The sequence below is a fragment of the Pseudomonas sp. CGJS7 genome (assembly GCF_036961695.1).
The window spans coordinates 37,513-55,806 of the sequence record NZ_JBAMDI010000047.1; the positions used below are offsets into that span (position 1 = coordinate 37,513).

Genomic DNA, 18,294 nt, shown 5'->3' on the forward strand with positions numbered 1-18,294 from the left:
AACCGAACCGGGCACGCCGCTGGCCAGGCGCCAGGCCTGCGGTGGCATTCCATGCACTGCGTATTGGGGTGAATACGATGGCAAACATAAAAAAACCCCGCGGGCCATGGCCTGCGGGGCAAACGGTTGGGGGAGGAGCCAACCAAAGGAGTCGTTGAGGCAGTGGAATCAGTGCGCGCTGGCCACCGTCTCCGGTTGCCAGCCGCCACCCAGGGCCTTGTAGATCGAGACGATGCCGCGATAAAGGTCGACTTCACCCTGAGCTTGTGCGTCTTCAGCACTTAGCCGCTCACGTTCGGCATCGAGCAGTACCAGGTAGTCCACGGTACCCTCGCGATAACGAATCGAGGCCAGTTCTGCAGCCTTGCGGCTGGCGTCGCTCTGGCGCATCAGCGACAGCAGACGCTGCTGGGTCTTGTCGTAATCGCTGAAGGCGTTGGCCGACTCTTCCAGCGCCAGCAGCACCTGCTGTTCGTAGTTGGCCAGTGCCCCTTCGGCATCGGCCTTGGCGCCGCGCAGGCGGGCCCGCACGCTGCCCAGGTCGAAGGCCGCCCAGGTGATGCTCGGGCCCAGCGCCCAGGCGTTGGCTGCCGACGAGCCGATCTGCGAGCCGCGGGCGGCGGTAAAACCGAGGAAGCCACTGAGGCTGACGCGGGGGAACAGGTCGGCGGTGGCCACGCCAACGTTGGCGGTGGCGGCCGCCAGCTGGCGCTCGGCGCTGCGGATGTCCGGGCGGCGGCGCAGCAGCTCACCCGGGTCACCGACCGGCAGCGCCTTGGCGATGGCCGGCAGGGCCTTGGGCGACAGGTCTACGCTGAGCGCGTCAGGGCGCTGGCCGAGCAGGGTGGCGATGCGATGCCGCGCCCGTGCCTGTTCGGCTTGCAGTTGTGGCACGGTGGCTTCGACCCCGGCCAGGCGCGCATCGGCACGCACCACGTCGAGGTCATTGCCCACGCCCGCATCGCGCAGGGTTTCGGTAATGGTGCGTGATTCCTGCTGGGTCTTCAGGTTGGCCAGGGCGATCTTCTCGCGCAACTGGGCACCGCGCAGCTGCCCGTAGGCATCGACCAGTTCGGCGATCAGGCTGACCTGCAACTGTTGCAGGTCGGCGGCGGCCACCGCTTCCTGGGCTTCGCTGGCTTCGAGCTGGCGCTGGATGCGGCCGAACAGGTCAAGTTCCCAGGCCATGTCCAGGCCCAGGTCGTAGCGCTCGCTGTTCACCCGCTGCGTGGTCTGGCCGGGGATCTGGCCTTTGCCGAGATCGCTGCTGGCACGGCTGGTGACCACCGGGAACGGGTCGTTTTCGGCATCTTCGCGGATCGAACGGGCCGATTTCAGGCGGGCGAAGGCCACGCGCAAGTCTCGGTTGCCGTCCAGCGAAGCCTGCACCAGCTGGTTCAGCACCGGGTCGTCGAACTGCTTCCACCACAGGCTCTCGAAGCGGCTACGGTCGTAGGCCTTGGCCTGCACATCGCTGCCCAATTGCGCAGGTTCGGTGGCTGGCGCCTGGTAGTCCGGGCCTACCGCACAGGCCGCCAGGGCCAGTGCCAGCAGGCTTGGGGTCAGGGGTTTGAGCAGGTTCATGCGTGGTTCTCCAGCACTTGAGCGTGTTCAGCCTTGCGGGCCTGGCGACGCTCGACGAAACGGCGGATCAGGAAGAAGAACACCGGGGTCAGGAACAGGCCGAACACGGTCACGCCGATCATCCCGGAGAACACCGCCACACCCATGGCATGGCGCATTTCCGAACCTGCACCGGAGCTGAACACCAGGGGCACCACACCCATGATGAAGGCGATCGAGGTCATCAGGATCGGCCGCAGACGCAGGCGGCAGGCTTCCAGCACCGCAGCCAGCGGGTCGAGGCCCTTGGCCTGTTCGTCCTTGGCGAACTCGACGATCAGGATCGCGTTCTTGCACGCCAGGCCCACCAGTACGATCAGGCCGATCTGGGTGAAGATGTTGTTGTCGCCACCCGATACGATCACACCGGTGATGGCCGACAACAGGGTCATCGGCACGATCAGGATCACCGCCAGCGGCAGGCTCCAGCTTTCGTACTGGGCGGCCAGCACCAGGAACGCCAGCAGTACGCACAGTGGGAACACCAGCAATGCGGTATTGCCCGAGAGGATCTGCTGGTAGGTCAGGTCGGTCCACTCGAAGGTCATGCCGTTGGGCAGTTCCTCTTTCAGCAGCTTCTCGATTGCAGCTTCCGCCTGACCAGAGCTGTAGCCCGGGGCGGCAGCGCCGTTGATCTCGGCAGTGATGAAGCCGTTGTAGTGCATCACCCGGTCCGGCCCGGAGGTGTCGCTGACCTTGAGGAAGGTCGCCAGCGGGATCATCTCGCCAAGGTTGTTGCGCACCTTCAGTTGGCCGATCTGCTCGGCATCAAGGCGGAACTGCTGCTCGGCCTGGACGTTGACCTGGTAAGTGCGGCCAAAGCGGTTGAAGTCGTTGGTGTACAGCGAGCCCAGGTAAACCTGCAGGGTGTCGAAGATGTCGGTGATCGCCACTCCGTGGGTCTTGGCCTTTTCCCGGTCGATGGCGGCATCGACTTGTGGCACGTTGACCTGGTAGCTGGTGAACAGGCCAGCCAGCTCTGGGACGTTGTGGCTCTTGGCGATGATGTTCTGGGTTTCCTTGTACAGCGCTTCGTAACCCAGGTTGCCACGGTCTTCGATTTGCAGACGGAACCCGCCAATCGTGCCCAGGCCCTGTACCGGCGGCGGTGGGAAGATGGCGATGTAGGCGTCCTGGATGTCGGCGAACTGGGCATTCAGCGCGGCTGCGATGGCTGCCGCCGACTGGCTCGGGTCCTTGCGCTCATCGAATGGTTTGAGCGGGGTGAACACGATGCCGCTGTTGGGGCTGTTGGTGAAACCGTTGATCGACAGGCCCGGGAAGGCTACCGAGTCGGCCACGCCAGGCTGCTTCAGGGCGATTTCGCTCATGCGCTTGATCACCGCTTCGGTACGGTCGAGGCTGGCCGCGTCCGGCAGTTGGGCGAAGGCCACCAGGTACTGCTTGTCCTGGGCCGGCACGAAACCGGTCGGCGTGGACGAGAAACCGAGGTAGGTCAGGCCCATCAGGCCGGCATACACGAACAGGGCGATGCCGCTGGAGCGGATGACGCGGCGCACGCCACCGACGTAGCTGTGGCTGGCCCGGTCGAAGAACCGGTTGAAAGGGGAGAACAGCCAGCTGCCCAGCAGCTTGTCGAGGAACCGCGAGAAACGGTCCTTGGGTGCATGATGGTCCTTGAGCAGCACCGCGGCCAAGGCTGGCGACAGGGTCAGCGAGTTGAACGCCGAAATGACCGTCGAGATGGCGATGGTCAGGGCGAACTGTTTGTAGAACTGCCCGGTCAGGCCGGAAATGAACGCTGCAGGTACGAACACCGCGCACAGCACCAGGGCGGTGGCGATGATCGGCCCGGTCACTTCGCTCATGGCCTTTTGCGTGGCTTCCAGCGGTTTCAGGCCCAGCCCGATGTTACGTTCGACGTTCTCCACCACGACGATGGCATCGTCCACCACGATACCGATGGCGAGCACCAGCCCGAATAACGACAGCGCGTTGAGTGAAAAACCGAACAGGTGCATGACCGCGAAGGTACCGATCAGCGAGACCGGCACCGCCAGCAGCGGGATGATCGAGGCGCGCCAGGTCTGCAGGAACAGGATCACCACCAGCACCACCAGCACCAGGGCTTCGAACAGGGTGTGCACCACCGCTTCGATGGAGCCGCGCACGAAGATGGTCGGGTCATAGACGATGCTGTAGTCCATCCCTTCCGGGAAGTCCTTTTTCAGCTCGGCCATTTTCGCCCGCACTTCGTCGGAGATCTCGATGGCGTTGGAGCCTGGGCGCTGGAAAATCGGGATGGCCACCGCCGGCTGGTTGTTCAGCAGCGAGCGCAGGGCGTACTGGCTGGAGCCGAGTTCGACCCGGGCGATGTCTTTCAGGCGGGTGATCTCGCCATCGGCACCGGCGCGGATGATGATGTTTTCGAACTCTTCCTCGTTGACCAGACGGCCCTGGGTATTGATCGACAGCTGGAAGCTGGTCGAGCCTGGGGCAGGTGGCGCGCCCAGCTGGCCAGCGGCTACCTGGCGGTTCTGCTCGCGGATTGCCGCGACCACATCACTGGCCGTCAGGTTGCGCGAAGCGGTCTTGTTCGGGTCCAGCCAGACGCGCAGCGAGTAGTCGCCCATGCCAAACAGCTGCACGTCGCCTACGCCGCCCAGGCGCGCCAGTTCGTCCTTGATGTTGAGGATGGCGTAGTTGGACAGGTAGAGCATGTCGTAGCGGTTGTCCGGCGAGGTCAGGTGCACGACCATGGTCAGGTCAGGCGAGGCCTTGTCGACGGTGATACCGATACGGGTCACTTCCTCGGGCAGCTTGGGCTGGGTACGGGTTACGCGGTTCTGCACCTGCACCTGGGCGTTGTCCAGGTCGGTACCCAGGGCGAAGGTGATGGTCAGCGTCAGCTTGCCGTCCGCAGTGGACTGGGAGGACATGTACAGCATGTTCTCCACACCGGTAATGGCCTGCTCCAGCGGCGCGGCAACGGTTTCGCCGATGACCTTGGGGTTGGCGCCGGGGAAGTTGGCGCGCACCACCACGGTGGGCGGCACCACTTCGGGGTATTCGCTGATCGGCAGCTGGAACAGCGAGATGGAACCCGCGATCAGCAGCACCAGCGACAGCACCGCGGCGAAGATCGGCCGGGTAATGAAGAATTTCGAGAAGTTCATCGGTAGGGTCCCTTAACCGCGTGGCGCCTGGGCGCTGGCGACTTTCACGTTGTTGCCCGCCACCTTCGGCGCCGGGTTGCTGGCCTCCAGGGCCTGGCGCTGCTGGGCGAGGGCGGCGAGGGTTTGTTCGCTGGCCATCTGTGTTTCTTCCGGGGTTACCGGCGAACCAGGGCGTACGCGCTGCAGGCCCTTGACCACGATGCGGTCGTCCTTGCCCAGGCCGCTGCGCACGATGCGCAAGCCTTCCAGCTTCGGCCCCAGTTCCACGGCGCGGTAGGTGGCCTTGTTGTCCTTGTCCATGACCAGCACAAACTTCTTGCCAAGGTCGGTACCCACGGCTTCGTCGTTGATCAGCATGGCGTCGTACTGGGCGCTGCCGACCAGCTTCAGGCGCGCATACAGGCCCGGGGTGAACTGGCCATTGCTGTTGTCGAATACCGCGCGGCCGCGGATGGTGCCGGTGCGCGGGTTGACCTGGTTGTCGACGAAGTTCATCTGGCCCAGGTGCGGGTTGCCGCTTTCGTTGGTCAGGCCCAGGTATACCGGGGTGCTCTGGCTACGCTGGCCTTCACGGGCCAGCTGGGTGTACTTGAGGTACACGCGCTCGTCGGCGTCGAAGTAGGCGTAGACCTTGTCGGTGGACACCACGCTGGTCAGCGGGGTGACATCGGCGGTGACGATGTTGCCGGCGGTGAACTCGGCGCGGCTGACTCGGCCGCTGATGGGCGCGGTGACGCGGGTGAAGCTGAGGTTCAGGCGCGCCAGGTCGAGCTGGGCCTGGATCGCATCGACCCCGGCACGGGCTTCGGCGGCGGCACTGCTGCGCGATTCGGCCAGTTCGGCGGAGATGGCATTGCTGTCACGCAGGCGCTCGCCACGACGGGCTTCGTTGGCGCTGCGGATGGCGGTGGCCTTGGCTTGTTGCAGCTGGGCTTCGAGGCGGCGGACTTCGGCCTGGAACGGGCGTGGGTCGATCTGGAACAGCAGGTCGCCTTTCTTGACCTGGGCGCCTTCGGTGAAGGCGACCTGGTCGATCTGGCCGGAGACCCGCGGGCGCACCTCGACGGTTTCCGGGGCTTCGAGGCGGCCGGTGAACTCGTCCCATTCGGTGATCGGTTGCTCGATCACCTTGGCCACACTTACCTTCGGCGCAGCGGGAGCCTGCACCGCGTCGGGGGTTCGACCGCAAGCGCTGATCACCACCACTGCCAGGGCAGCGAGGGGGAAGCGCAAGGGTTTGAGTGATTGTTCCATGGAGAACTCCGCCAATGTATTAGTAGTGGGCGGAGTGTGAGTGTGTTGCGCGTGAGGCACGAATCGAACGGGACGAAGGTTAATATCACGCTGAATGATAAGTGGGGATCAACTATCGATGGCGCCCGGGTTGGGCGCAGAACACCGCCTGTGTGGGCTTCAGGTTACGCGAAAGCCTGGGCCTGGCCCTTCAGTGAATACTTGAGGCCAGCTCGAAGATCGGCATGTACATGAGGATTACGATCAGGCCGATCAGCAGGCCGATGAAGGTCATCAGCAGCGGTTCGAACAGTTTGACGAACCATTCCACCCAGCGGCCGATTTCCTGGTCATGGAAGTCGGCGCAGCGCTCCAGCATCTCGCCCAGGTTGCCAGACTGCTCACCAGCGCGCAGCAGGCGCAGGGATACCGGCGTCACCAGGTGCCCGGCCGCCAGAGCATCGGAAAGCGGCAGCCCTTCGCCCACCCGCAGGCTGGCCTGCTCCAGGCCCTGCGCTGCTGCGTTGCCGAGCAGGCCGCGGGCCATGCCCATGGCGGTGAGGATGGGGATGCCGCCTTGCAGCAGTATGCCCAGCGAGCGATAGAAACGCGCCAGCTCGTACATCATCAGGCGCTGGTGCAGTGCGGGCAGGCGCCGCAGCTGGCAGGAGGCCCAGTACCGTACACGCGGGTGCCGGCGCAGCAGCCAAAGCGCCGCGACCCCACCGACGGTGCCCAGCGCCAGTGGCGCTTGCTGGGCATGCAGAAACAGGCCGACCTGCATCAGCACCCGTGACAGCCAGGGTAGCTCGGTGCCCATGCCTTCGAACACCTGGCTGAAACGCGGCACCACGTAGCCGAGCAGGAACAGCACCACACCGCCTCCCACCAGCAACAGCAGTAACGGGTAGACCGAGGCACCCACCAGCTTCTGCCGGACCAGGTCCAGGCGCTGGCGATAGCTGATGTAGCGGGTGAGGGCGTCGCCCAGAGCACCGGTGCGTTCGCTGGACTGCACCAGCGCCACATACAACGGCGGGAATACCCGCGGTTGCTGGCCCAGCGCCTGGGACAGCGAGCGGCCCTCGTACAGCTGGCGCACCAGCTCGGCGAGCACCTTGCGCGCTGTCGCTGCCGGGCTCTTCTCCGCCAGGCTTTCCAGTGCGTCGATCAGCGGCAGGCCGGCATTGAGCAAGGTTGACAGTTCCTGGCTGAACAGCACCAGGTCGAATGCCGCTTCACGGCGCCAGGCCATGCCGCGCAGCGCGCCGCCGCTGCTGCGCAGGCTGAGCACACGCAGGCCCTGGTCTTCGGCCTGGCGGCGGGCCTGGTCGGCGTCCTCGGCATCGATCTGCAATTGCACCACGCCCTGCCTGCCCAGGGCCTTGAGGCTGTAGCGCATGGCCGCTCTCCTTACTGCCAACTGGTGATTTCGGCGTTTTCCCCATCACCACCCGGCTGGCCGTCCTTGCCCATCGACAGCAGGTCGTACTCACCGCCGTTCTCGCCGGGTTGCCGGTAGATGTAAGGGCGGCCCCACGGGTCTTGCGGCACGGCCTTCTGCAGGTACGGGCCGGTCCAGCGAGCCTCGCCACTGGGGGCGACCACCAGCGCCTGCAGGCCTTGTTCGCTGTTGGGGTAGTGGCCGACCTCCAGGCGATACAAGTCCAGGGCCTTGCTCAGCCCCTCGATCTGCGCCCGCGCTACCTTGGCCTCGGAGCGGCCGAGCTGACTGAAGTACTTGGGCGCGACGATGCCGGCCAGCAGGCCGAGTACCACCAGGACCACCAGGAGTTCAAGCAGAGTGAAGCCACGTTGCGGGTTGGTTCTGCGCTGCATGGTGAAACCCTCCACTGCATGGGGACAAGCGTTGACATGCACCATGCAACAGCCGTGCACGTCTGCCTCGGGGCCTTGCGCCATGCGGCACAGGAAGCGGCACAGTGCTTGCGTCGTGGTGAATGTACTCGGGTTTTCCGGGGCATTTCCCCCACATCGGGGGCCACGACGAAGAGGCGACCGGCATGCGTGGACTCATCCTCGGTTTGATCTGGCTGGCGGCAGGTGCTGCCCAGGCCGATGTGTACATCTCAATCGATGCCAAGGGTGGCTACGTACTGACCAATGTCCATCGACCAGGGCGACACTATGAGAAGGTGATCAGCGAGCCGCTGGCCCAGGGCGGGCCGGTCAAAGCGCAGATGATCACCGGCCGCCCTTACGCCGAGGTAGTCGCCACGGCTGCGCGCCTCCACAACCTGCCGCCGGCGCTGCTGCACGCGGTGATCAAGGCCGAGTCCGGCTACAACCCCAAAGCCCGTTCGCGGGCGGGTGCAGTGGGGTTGATGCAACTGATGCCGGACACCGCCCGCGAGATGGGGGTGCAAGACCGCCTGGACCCGGAAGACAATGTGCAGGGCGGGGCACGCTACCTCAAGCAGATGCTCACCCTGTTCGACAACGACATCACCTTGGCCGTGGCGGCCTACAACGCTGGCCCGGATGCTGTACTGCGGCGCGGTGCCGTGCCGCCGTTTGCCGAGACCCGGCGCTATGTGCCCACGGTGCTGCGCGAGTATCGAAAGTTGCAAGGGTTGACGGATGATTCGTCTTTGTAACAGCGGGCGTGCAGCTCAAGCATTCCCGCAGGGGCCGCGCCACCCTCAAGCTGTTTTGGGTAGGTGAAGTCAGGGCGAATAAATACCCTTCGGCGGATGCCATCAATTTAATACTATAGTTTCCCCAAGTCTGGGCTATAACCTTCTGAAGGTGCCCAGCTGAGGAGTCCGTTATGGACGCCGCCCCTCGTTCCGTCACTCTTGACGTGCCAGCCGGTAGCGAGCTGGCCGCCCCGCGCAAGCCATTCAACCTGCTGCGCTGGTATGCCTGGGTCAGTCTGGCCATCATTCTCTCGGTGGCTGCCGGGCTGGGGCTGATTTCCAGCCGCTTCATCATCGACGAGAGCGTCGAGCGTGATGCGTTACTCACCGCACAGTTCATCACCTCCATTGCCGATGCCGAAGTGCGCCATGTGTCGATCCCCAATGTGCGGACCATGGGCGAACTGCTCGATCCGCGCACCGACCGCAATAACTTGCCCGACGTCGACCCGCAAGCCCGGCGCAAGGCCCGCGGCGAGTTCCTTGACCATATCGCTCACCTGCCCGATATGCTGCTGGCCAATATTTATGCTTTGGACCATACAGTGATCTGGTCCACCAACCCGGCACTGGTCGGCAAGCTGATCGAAGGCGACGAAGACCTGAGTCGGGCTTTCGAGTACAAGATGCGGGTCTCGGCCAGCTACCACAATTTCGAACAGGCCCGCGCCGAGCAGAAGTTCATCACCCCGCCCAAGCAGTTGTTCATCGAGAACTACATTCCGCTGTTCGATGCCGATGGCGATCGGGTCACAGCGATGGTCGAGATTTACAAGGAGCCCCACGACCTGATCGCACGCATCGAGCGTGGCCTGATCCTGATCTGGTTGGCCATCACGGTCGGCGCTGCACTGGTCTATGTCGGCCTTTACGGCATCATGCACCGCGCCGCACGGCTGCTGGCGGTACAGCAGAAGCGCCTGATCAGCAGCGAAACCTACGTGGCACTGGGTGAGGTGTCTTCGGCGGTGGCCCATAGCTTGCGCAACCCGCTGGCCAGTATCCGCTCAAGTGCGGAACTGGCCCTGGCGTTCGACGAAGGCCCGGCGCAACGCCAGGTCAACGATATCATCAGCCAGGTCGATCGCATGTCGCAGTGGATCCGCCAGATGCTGCAGTCACTGCGCCCGCTGAACGACGAGGCGTTGGCGGTGGACTTGCCGCAGGCGTTGCAGGAAAGCCTGCAGACCTACGCTGTGCCGCTGGCGCGCGGCGGAGTAAGCCTGGACCTGCAACCGTTACCGGCCGTGCAGGTGTTGGGGCACCCGGTATTGCTGCGCCAGGTGTTCAGTAGCCTGATCGCCAATGCCCTGGAGTCGATGGAGCAGGGCGGGCGGTTGCGTATCGAGGTGGTACGACACAACCGGCGCAGCCTGACCTTGCGCCTGTCCGACAATGGCAAGGGCATGAACGAAGAGCAGCAGCGTATGGCTTTTCGGCCGTTTTTCACCACCAAACAGGGTGGGCTGGGGGTGGGGCTGGTGCTGGTGAAACGCATCATGGAACGTTTCGGCGGTACGGTCCGGCTCAGCAGCAGCGAAGGCCATGGCACAAGGGTTTCGTTAAGTTTCCGACTGGCCTGAATTCGTCAAATGACATCAATATGGTTCAGTAAGATGTTGATATAAAAAGGATTTATGTTTTGTGGGTGATAATCACCCAAATGTGGGGATTGATCCTCTAATCGATCTTAATAAGTCCTGGCAAACTACTGAAAATTAAAGTTTTTATTTTGTCATGTTGCTGCTGGCCAAGTTTTTGCAGCGAAGTTTGTGAAGCGCGACACGCGACAAATGGCAGCTGCGACTGCCCAGGTGGATTGCTACCCAGTGGCTGCTGCCATTGGCCTTGATGCAGTTCTGAACGTACGCCCTGCGCGGGAACCACGCGATGCAGATGCTGGAAGACGAAGCGCCCGACAAGGCCAATGCGACCGCCAGCGGACGGGCCGTACCCTTGCGTGAATTCAACCTGCTGCGCTGGTTTTCGGTGATCAGCCTGTTGATCATTACCTCGGTGGCAGGTGGGCTGGGTTACGTTTCGACGCGCTTCGTGGTGCGCGACAGCGTGGAGCGCGATGCCATGCTTACCGCGCAGTTCATTCAGGCAATGGCCCAGGCCGAAGTGCGGCATTCGCAATTGCCGCCTGGCACCACCATGGGCGAGTTGCTGGACCCGCGGCTGGACCTGCAGCACTTGCAGGTCACCCCGGCCCTGGCCGAATCGACCCGGATCGAGTTCCTCGATCATGTCGAGCACCTGCCGGACACCTTGCTGGCCAATGTCTATGCCCGCGACCGCACCATTGTCTGGTCCACCAACGTGGAGCTGATTGGCAAGCGGATAGAGGCTGATGGCGATCTTGAGCGCGCCTTCCGCTCGCGCAAGGCGGTGTCGGCCAGTTATCACAAGGCCGCCGAGGATCGCGAAGAGCAGAAGTTCCAGCGCGCACCGCGTTACCTGTTCATCGAGAACTACATCCCGCTGTTCGACAGCCAGGGTGAGCAGGTACTGGCCATGGTGGAAATCTACAAGGAGCCGCAGGACCTCATTCGGCGCATCCAGCGCGGCTATGTGCTGATCTGGGCCTCGACACTGGTGGGTGGGGCGTTGATCTACTTCGGCCTGTTCTGGATTGTGCGCCGTGCGGCGCACATGCTGCACCTGCAGCAGGAGCGGCTGGTGGCAAGCGAAACCTACGTGGCGCTGGGAGAAATGTCGTCGGCCGTGGCTCACAGCATGCGTAACCCGCTGGCCAACATACGCTCCAGCGCCGAACTTGCCCAGGAAACCGCCAACGCTGCTGCGCAGAAGAACATCACTGACATCATCAGCCAGGTCGACCGAATGTCGCGCTGGGTGCGCGACCTGCTGGTGTCGTTGCGCCCGGCCAGTGACGAACCCGAGGCCGTGGACCTGGTGGCGGCCATCGAGGACACCCATTTGGCCTTTGCCCAGCAGATCGAACGCAACGGCGTGCGCTTCCATTTCGAAGGGCCTGACGTGCAGTGGGTGGTCAGCCAGCCGCTGCAGCTTACGCAGATTCTCAACAGCCTGTTTTCCAACGCCCTGGAGGCCATGCCCGTTGGCGGGATGCTCAATGCCCAGGTCAATGTGCAAGAAGGCCTGCGTGCCGAGTTCGTGCTGACCGACACCGGCAAAGGCATGAGCCAACAGCAGGAACGGATGGTGTTCAAACCGTTCTTCACGACCAAGCAGGGTGGCCTCGGTGTGGGCCTGGCCCTGGTCAAACGCATCATGGAACGTTTTGGCGGCTCGGTCAGCCTGAGCAGCCGCGAAGAGGAAGGAACCCGCGTCAGTCTTACATTCAATATTGCAGCGGGAGGGGAACATGGAGCAGAGCATCCTGGTCGTCGAGGATGATGAAATCCTTGCCGACAACATTCGCACCTACCTCAGCCTCAAGGGCTACGAAGTCATCGTGTGCCACAGCGCGGAGCTGGCGTTGGAGCAGATCAAGCGGGCGCAACCTGACGCGGTGCTGACCGACAACTCGTTGCCAGGCATGAGCGGGCACGACCTGCTGCGCACGTTGGTGGCCCAGGCGCCGGACCTGAAAGTGATCATGATGACCGGCTACGGCAATGTCGAAGATGCCGTGCAGGCGATGAAGGAGGGCGCCTTTCATTACCTCACCAAGCCGGTGGTACTGGCCGAGCTCAAACTGACCCTGGACAAGGCCCTGGCTACCGAGCGCATGGAGCGCACGCTGTCGTTCTATCAGGAGCGCGAGGCGCAGAAGTCCGGGTTGCAGGCATTGATCGGCGAGTCGCCGGTGATGCTCACCCTCAAGCACACCCTGCGCCAGGTACTCGATGCCGAGCGGCGCATGGCCAGTGACGACCTGCCACCGGTGCTGATCGAAGGCGAGACCGGTACTGGCAAGGAACTGGTGGCCCGTGCCCTGCACTTCGATGGTTCGCGCAGTAAAGGGCCTTTCATTGAGTTCAATTGCGCTTCGATCCCTGCCAACCTGCTTGAGGCCGAACTGTTTGGCCACGAGAAGGGCGCGTTCACCGATGCCAAGGAGCGCCGGGTAGGCCTGGTAGAGGCTGCCGATGGTGGTACCTTGTTCCTTGACGAGATCGGCGAAATGGACCTGGTGCTGCAGGCCAAGCTGCTCAAGTTGCTGGAAGACCGCAGCATCCGCCGGATTGGTGCCGTGAAGGAACGCAAGGTGGATCTGCGGGTGATCAGCGCCACCAACTGTAATCTGGAGCAAATGGTGCAGCAGGGCAAATTCAGGCGTGACCTGTTCTTCCGCCTTCGCATTATCGCCCTGAAGGTGCCGCGCCTGTATTCGCGTGGGCAGGACATTCTGCTACTGGCGCGGCATTTCCTTGCCCACCATAGCCGGCGCTATGGCAAGCCGAACCTGCGCTTTTCGGCCGAGGCCGAAAGCCTGCTGCTCGGTTATAGCTGGCCTGGCAATGTGCGTGAATTGCGCAACATGCTGGAGCAGACGGTGTTGCTGGCGCCGAACGAGGTGGTGCAAGCGCATCAGTTGAACCTGTGCATGACCTTGGTTGACGAGCCGTTGGCGCAACAGCCGATGGCGACCATGTTCGAAATGCCGCGGCACGAGCCAGAACCGGGTACAAGCCTGCCTGACATGGAGCGTGATCTTGTTTGCAAGACCCTGGACCGCACCGATTGGAACGTGACCAAGTCGGCGCGGATGCTTGGGTTGTCGCGGGATATGCTGCGTTACCGGATCGAAAAGCTGGGGCTGACCCGGCCTGACAAGCGTCAGTGGTAGTACAGGCCGTGTCGTCAGGGGTTACCTGTGCCTGAGCTGCCTTCTCCTTGCCGGCCGGTACCTTCCGACCCACTGCCCTCCATCCCCGGCAGATCGCGGTTGTCATTCTGCTTGGCTGGCGGGCTTTGCGGTTCGTTGCCCTGTATGCGCGGGTCGGTGGCCCGCGGCAAAGGCTTCTCGATCGGGTTGAGGGTGCTGTCCACGCCTGGCTGTGGCGCCGTATTGTGTGGGTCGTCGGGGTAGGTCGGACCGGTGCCGACAGCAAAGGCCAGCGGCGAGGCGAGCAGGGCAATCGACAGGACGATCGAGCGGGACATGGCAGGCTCCTTTGCTGTAAGGGTAAGGCTCATACTTCCCTTTGGCCTTACCCGAACCGTCAAGGTGCCATTACCCCGATCAACGGTCACACCACCAGCGACAACAACATGATGAAAATGATGCCGACGATGGACAGGATCGTCTCCATCATGCTCCAGGTCTTGAAGGTTTCTGCCACGGTCATGTTGAAGTACTGCTTCACCAGCCAGAAACCGGCATCGTTCACATGCGACAGGATCAGCGAGCCGGCACCGGTGGCCAGTACCAACAGCTCACGGTTCACCCCCGGCACCAGGTCGATCACCGGTGCCACGATACCCGCGCCGGTGATGGTGGCGACCGTGGCGGAGCCGGTCGCGATGCGGATCACCGCCGCCACCAGCCATGCCAGCATGATCGGCGAAATTTCTGCCTGCACAGCCATCTGCCCGATCACGTTGCCTACGCCGGTATCCACCAGCATTTGCTTGAAGCCACCGCCAGCGCCGACGATCAGCACGATGGCGGCAGTCGGTGCCAGGCTCTGGTCGAGCATCTTCATGATCTGCTGGCGGTTGAAGCCGCGGGCCGAACCGAAGGTGTAGAAGGCCAGTAACAGGGCGGCGAGCAGGGCGGTGATCGGGTGACCGATCAGGTCCATCCACTGGCGCACGATGTGCTCGGCAGGCAGCACCACGTCGGCGAACGTTTTAAGCAGCATCAACGCGACCGGCAGCAGTACGGTGATCAGGGTGATGCTGAAGCTTGGCAGGTTGCCCTGATCGGAGTCCTTGGCGATCTGGTCCATCAGCTCCTGGGACGGGTTGCCCGGGATGTAGCGGGAAATGAAGTTACCGAACAGAGGGCCGGCGATGATCGCGGTGGGCAGTGCGACGATCAGGCCGTAGAAGATGGTCTTGCCAATGTCAGCGTGGAAAATGCCGATCGCCAGCAAGGGGCCCGGGTGTGGTGGCACCAGCCCGTGCACCACCGACAGGCCGGCCAGCAGCGGAATGCCGATTTTCACCAACGATACGCCCGAGCGCCGGGCGACGATGAACACCAGGGGAATCAGCAACACAAAGCCGATTTCGAAGAACAGCGGGATGCCCACCAGGAAGGCGGCGAACATCATCGCCCAATGCACGTTCTTCTTGCCGAAGGCGCGGATAAGGGTTTGCGCGATCTGGTCGGCACCACCGGAGTCGGCCATCAGCTTGCCGAGCATGGTGCCCAGGGCGAGCACGATACCGACGAAGCCGAGTACGCCGCCAAAACCGTCCTGGAACGATTTCATGACCTTGGCCACCGGCATGCCGGAAGTCAGGCCCAGGAAGCCGGCCGCGAGGGTGAGGGCGACGAAGGGGTGAACCTTGAAGTGGGTGATCAGCAGGATCAGCCCGACGATGGTAACCAGCGCGTCGAGCAGCAGGAAGGTATCAGTAGCCAGTCCGAACATGGTTTGAAGGCCTCGGTCTTATCGTTGTTTTGGGCGTAGCTTTTTGGAGTCTTTGCCGCGTTTACGGGGTGGGGTAGCGCTGTCTTTGGTGAGGCGGAAAAGCCGCCGAGGTCAGGCGGTTTGCGCCAGGCCCGGCTCACCGCAGTGCTTTAACCAGTGGTCCACCGCTTCGGCCAGTGCTTCGATCGGTTGGGTGGCGTCCAGTGCAAGCGTCAATGGCTCGCCGCGTGGCGATTCCAGGGCCGCGAACTGGCTGTCGATGAGGCTGGCCGGCATGAAGTGCCCTGGGCGAGCCAGCACGCGTTTTTCGGCCTCGGCAGGCGACAGTTCGAGGAACACGAACACCAGCCCAGGCATGGCATCGCGCAGGGTGTCGCGGTAGCGGCGCTTGAGTGCCGAGCAGGTCAGGATCGGGCGTTCACCGGCCTGGGTGGTGGCTTGCAACTCTTCACCAAGGCGGACCAGCCAGCCGGCACGGTCGCTGTCGTCCAGCGGGATGCCAGCGCTCATCTTGCGGATGTTTTCGGCAGGGTGGAAAGCGTCGCCTTCGATCAGGCGGCCGCCGCTTCTGGCAGCAATGGCGGCGCCGATGCAGCTTTTGCCACAACCGGCCACGCCCATCACCACAATGGCGGACAGGGGAGAATTCATCAGTACCTCCTGCGGGTGAGATAGCGCTGTCTCGCCGATGACGAACAGCCACCTCCCCGGTGTTATTGGTCTTGTCCTTACGCAGTATGGACGCCTGGTGGCGAGCGCGTGGTGGCTGCTACCAAAGATTACATTGCCTGCATCCTGAGACAGCGCTACCTTAGTGGCCGTTCCCTCTCCTTGCAAGTAGTAAAATTACAACATTCATGTCCCGCACCGGCTCCCGAACTACAGGTCGTCCCACCCTGGCCGAAGTTGCCAGGCTTTCCGGGGTTTCCCCGATTACCGCTTCGCGCGCCTTGCGTGGGGTCAGCACCGTTGCGCCTGACCTGGTGGAAAAGGTCATCGCCGCAGCAGCGAACCTAGGCTATGTGGCCAACCCGGCCGCCCGGGCGCTGGCCTCGGCACGCAGCCAGTCGGTAGTGGTGTTGATCCCGTCGTTGTCCAACCAACTGTTCATCGACACCCTGGAGGCCATTCACGAGGTCATGCGCCCTCGTGGGCTAGAGGTGCTGATCGGCAACTATCACTACGACCTTGCCGAAGAAGAGAACCTGATCCGCAATTACCTGGCCTATCAGCCCTGCGGCATTTTGCTGACCGGCTTCGAGCGTAGCGATGCTGCCCGGCAGATGCTGGCTGCCAGCGGCGTGCCGTGTGTGCACATGATGGAACTCAATGGCGAGCCAGGGGCTTTGTCGGTCGGCTTCTCGCAGCATCAGGCCGGGCGTGCTGCTGCACGGCACCTGATCGAGCGCGGGCGCAAGCGCCTTGCATTCATTGCCGCGCAGCTGGACCCGAGGGTGATGCAGCGTGCCGAGGGTTTCCGTCAGGCGTTGGCAGAGGCCGGTTTGCAGGCTGCCGAGCTGGAGGTGTTGGCCCCGGAGCCATCGTCGATTGCCCTGGGCAGTGTGCTGTTCAGTCAGCTGATGCAGCAGGCGCCGGATGTCGACGGTATCTTCTTCTGTAACGACGACCTGGCTCAGGGCGCGGTGCTGCAGGCCTTGCGTCAAGGGGTGGAGGTGCCACGCCAGGTGGCGATGGTCGGTTTCAACGATTTGCCTGCGTCGGCGCATATGGTGCCGCGGCTGACCTCCATTCGCACACCACGGGCCGCGGTGGGGCGGGGCGCGGCACAGGCGCTGCTGGCGTTGCTGGATGGCAAGCGGGTGACGAATGCGCAGCAGGATCTGGGCTTTGAGCTGATGGTGCGCGAGAGCACCTGAGAGTGCCCGCCAAGGCCTTCTCGCGCGACTCCCACAGGAATGATTGGCCCGAAACGATTGTGTAGCGGGTTTACCTGCGAAGCGGGCGACGGGGGCATGGCACCGGCTGCGCCGGTGTTCGCGGGTGAACCCGCTCCTACGGAGGGCGCGCGCGCTAACGGCTGGATTTTGTGCCAGGCGAGTGATTGCAAGGAAATCAGCCTGGCTCAAGACATGCGCCGTAGGTGTAGGAGCGGGTTTACCCGCGAAGCAGGCGATGCGGGGCATGGCACCGGCTGTGCCGGTGTTCGCGGGTGAACCCGCTCCTACGGGGGGCGCGCTGGTTCAAGACAGGCGCTGTAGATGCCACGACTTGCCAACGGCGATCTATGCTCAGAAAACCGCGCATAGGGAGCCCCGCGTCATGTTCGATTTCCATCGCAAGTCTGATTTGGCAGAAATCCAGCGCACCCGCCAGGCGTTGGCCGATGCACAAGCCAAACTGGCCGCTATCGGCCGTTCCATGGCGATGATCGAGTTCGCCCCTGACGGTACTATTCTCGACGCCAACGAGCGCTTCTGCCAGGCCATGGGCTACAGCGCCGACGAGCTGCGTGGCAAGCACCACCGGCTGTTCTGTGAGCCGGACTATGCAAAAAGCGCCGAGTACCAGCAACTGTGGCGCGAGTTGGGGCAGGGCAAGGCTATCAGCGGTACGTTCGAGCGTATCGACAAGGCGGGGCGCGAGGTCTGGCTGGAAGCCAGCTACATGCCCGTGCTGGACCAGCACCGGCAAGTCACCAGCGTAATCAAGGTGGCGTCGGACATCACCCAGCGGGTAGTGCTGGAGCACGAGAGCGAAAGCCTGCTCAAGGCCATCAGCCGCTCCATGGCGGTGATCGAGTTCACCCCGCAAGGCCGGGTGATCAAGGCCAACCAGAATTTTCTCGACACCATGGGCTACCGCCTCGATGAAGTGGTTGGCCGCCACCACGGCCTGTTCTGCCTGGCGCATGAACGCGAATCGGCCCAGTACCGAGAGTTCTGGGCTTCGCTGAACCGTGGCGAATACCACTCGCACCGCTTCGAGCGCGTCAACAAGCAAGGCCAGACCGTTTTTCTGGAGGCCTCCTACAACCCGATCTTCGACAGCAAGGGCCGCCTGTGCAAAGTGGTCAAGTTTGCCAGCGACATCACCCATCAGGTCTGCACCCAGCAAAGCGCCGCCCATGCCGCCCATGCCAGCTCG

Annotated in this window: 13 protein-coding genes and 1 pseudogene; 6 read left to right on the plus strand and 8 right to left on the minus strand. The window is 63.1% G+C overall.

What is annotated here, in order from left to right; genetic code table 11:
• Positions 1-168: 168 nt before the first annotated feature.
• The 5 genes from V7787_RS25685 to gspG form a co-directional block, all read right to left on the minus strand.
• Positions 169-1,584 carry an efflux transporter outer membrane subunit gene (locus V7787_RS25685; RefSeq protein WP_064493284.1) on the minus strand — a complete coding sequence of 472 codons (1,416 nt, stop codon included), beginning with the start codon at positions 1,582-1,584 and terminating at the stop codon, positions 169-171.
• On the minus strand, positions 1,581-4,760 hold the full coding sequence (locus tag V7787_RS25690; protein WP_003253849.1) for an efflux RND transporter permease subunit: 3,180 nt from the start codon (positions 4,758-4,760) through the stop codon (positions 1,581-1,583). Before V7787_RS25690 ends, V7787_RS25685 begins: the two co-directional genes overlap by 4 nt.
• Before the next feature lie 12 nt (positions 4,761-4,772).
• Positions 4,773-6,014: a multidrug efflux RND transporter periplasmic adaptor subunit MexE gene (gene mexE, locus V7787_RS25695; protein ID WP_003253847.1), complete on the minus strand. Its 1,242-nt coding sequence runs from the start codon at positions 6,012-6,014 to the stop codon at positions 4,773-4,775.
• Positions 6,015-6,204: 190 nt separating this feature from the next.
• The gene (locus V7787_RS25700) at positions 6,205-7,395 is read right to left on the minus strand and encodes a type II secretion system F family protein (RefSeq protein WP_064493286.1); all 1,191 of its coding nucleotides are present in this window, start codon (positions 7,393-7,395) and stop codon (positions 6,205-6,207) included.
• Between the two features lie 11 nt (positions 7,396-7,406).
• Positions 7,407-7,832 (minus strand): type II secretion system major pseudopilin GspG, encoded by a 426-nt coding sequence (gspG, locus tag V7787_RS25705; protein WP_003253843.1) that lies wholly within the window; start codon positions 7,830-7,832, stop codon positions 7,407-7,409.
• A gap of 185 nt (positions 7,833-8,017) precedes the next feature.
• On the opposite strand from gspG, the gene V7787_RS25710 reads away from it, so the two are divergent.
• The 4 genes from V7787_RS25710 (at position 8,018) to V7787_RS25725 (ending at position 13,433) form a co-directional block, all read left to right on the plus strand.
• Positions 8,018-8,611: a lytic transglycosylase domain-containing protein gene (locus V7787_RS25710; protein WP_004576566.1), complete on the plus strand. Its 594-nt coding sequence runs from the start codon at positions 8,018-8,020 to the stop codon at positions 8,609-8,611.
• A gap of 173 nt (positions 8,612-8,784) precedes the next feature.
• Positions 8,785-10,236 carry a sensor histidine kinase gene (locus tag V7787_RS25715; protein WP_336090053.1) on the plus strand — a complete coding sequence of 484 codons (1,452 nt, stop codon included), beginning with the start codon at positions 8,785-8,787 and terminating at the stop codon, positions 10,234-10,236.
• A 307-nt stretch (positions 10,237-10,543) separates the two neighbouring features.
• Positions 10,544-12,037, plus strand: a complete 1,494-nt coding sequence (locus tag V7787_RS25720; protein ID WP_064491197.1) for a sensor histidine kinase — start codon at positions 10,544-10,546, stop codon at positions 12,035-12,037.
• Positions 12,006-13,433: a sigma-54-dependent transcriptional regulator gene (locus tag V7787_RS25725; RefSeq protein WP_064491196.1), complete on the plus strand. Its 1,428-nt coding sequence runs from the start codon at positions 12,006-12,008 to the stop codon at positions 13,431-13,433. The genes V7787_RS25720 and V7787_RS25725 overlap by 32 nt, the downstream gene beginning before the upstream one ends.
• A 14-nt stretch (positions 13,434-13,447) precedes the next feature.
• Here V7787_RS25725 and V7787_RS25730 read toward each other — a convergent pair whose 3' ends face one another.
• The 3 genes from V7787_RS25730 to V7787_RS25740 form a co-directional block, all read right to left on the minus strand.
• Positions 13,448-13,750: a hypothetical protein gene (locus tag V7787_RS25730; RefSeq protein WP_064491195.1), complete on the minus strand. Its 303-nt coding sequence runs from the start codon at positions 13,748-13,750 to the stop codon at positions 13,448-13,450.
• An 86-nt stretch (positions 13,751-13,836) separates the two neighbouring features.
• Positions 13,837-15,189 carry a GntP family permease gene (locus tag V7787_RS25735; protein WP_060489439.1) on the minus strand — a complete coding sequence of 451 codons (1,353 nt, stop codon included), beginning with the start codon at positions 15,187-15,189 and terminating at the stop codon, positions 13,837-13,839.
• 111 nt (positions 15,190-15,300) lie between these two features.
• Entirely contained in the window at positions 15,301-15,840 is a 540-nt protein-coding gene (locus V7787_RS25740) for a gluconokinase (protein ID WP_010954284.1), read from the minus strand.
• Positions 15,841-16,046: 206 nt separating this feature from the next.
• Between V7787_RS25740 and V7787_RS25745 the strand changes: the two genes are divergently transcribed.
• Positions 16,047-17,066 (plus strand): LacI family DNA-binding transcriptional regulator, encoded by a 1,020-nt coding sequence (locus V7787_RS25745; protein WP_003253830.1) that lies wholly within the window; start codon positions 16,047-16,049, stop codon positions 17,064-17,066.
• 508 nt (positions 17,067-17,574) lie between these two features.
• Positions 17,575-18,252, plus strand: a pseudogene (locus tag V7787_RS53140) (PAS domain-containing protein); the annotation flags it as partial.
• Positions 18,253-18,294: the final 42 nt, after the last annotated feature.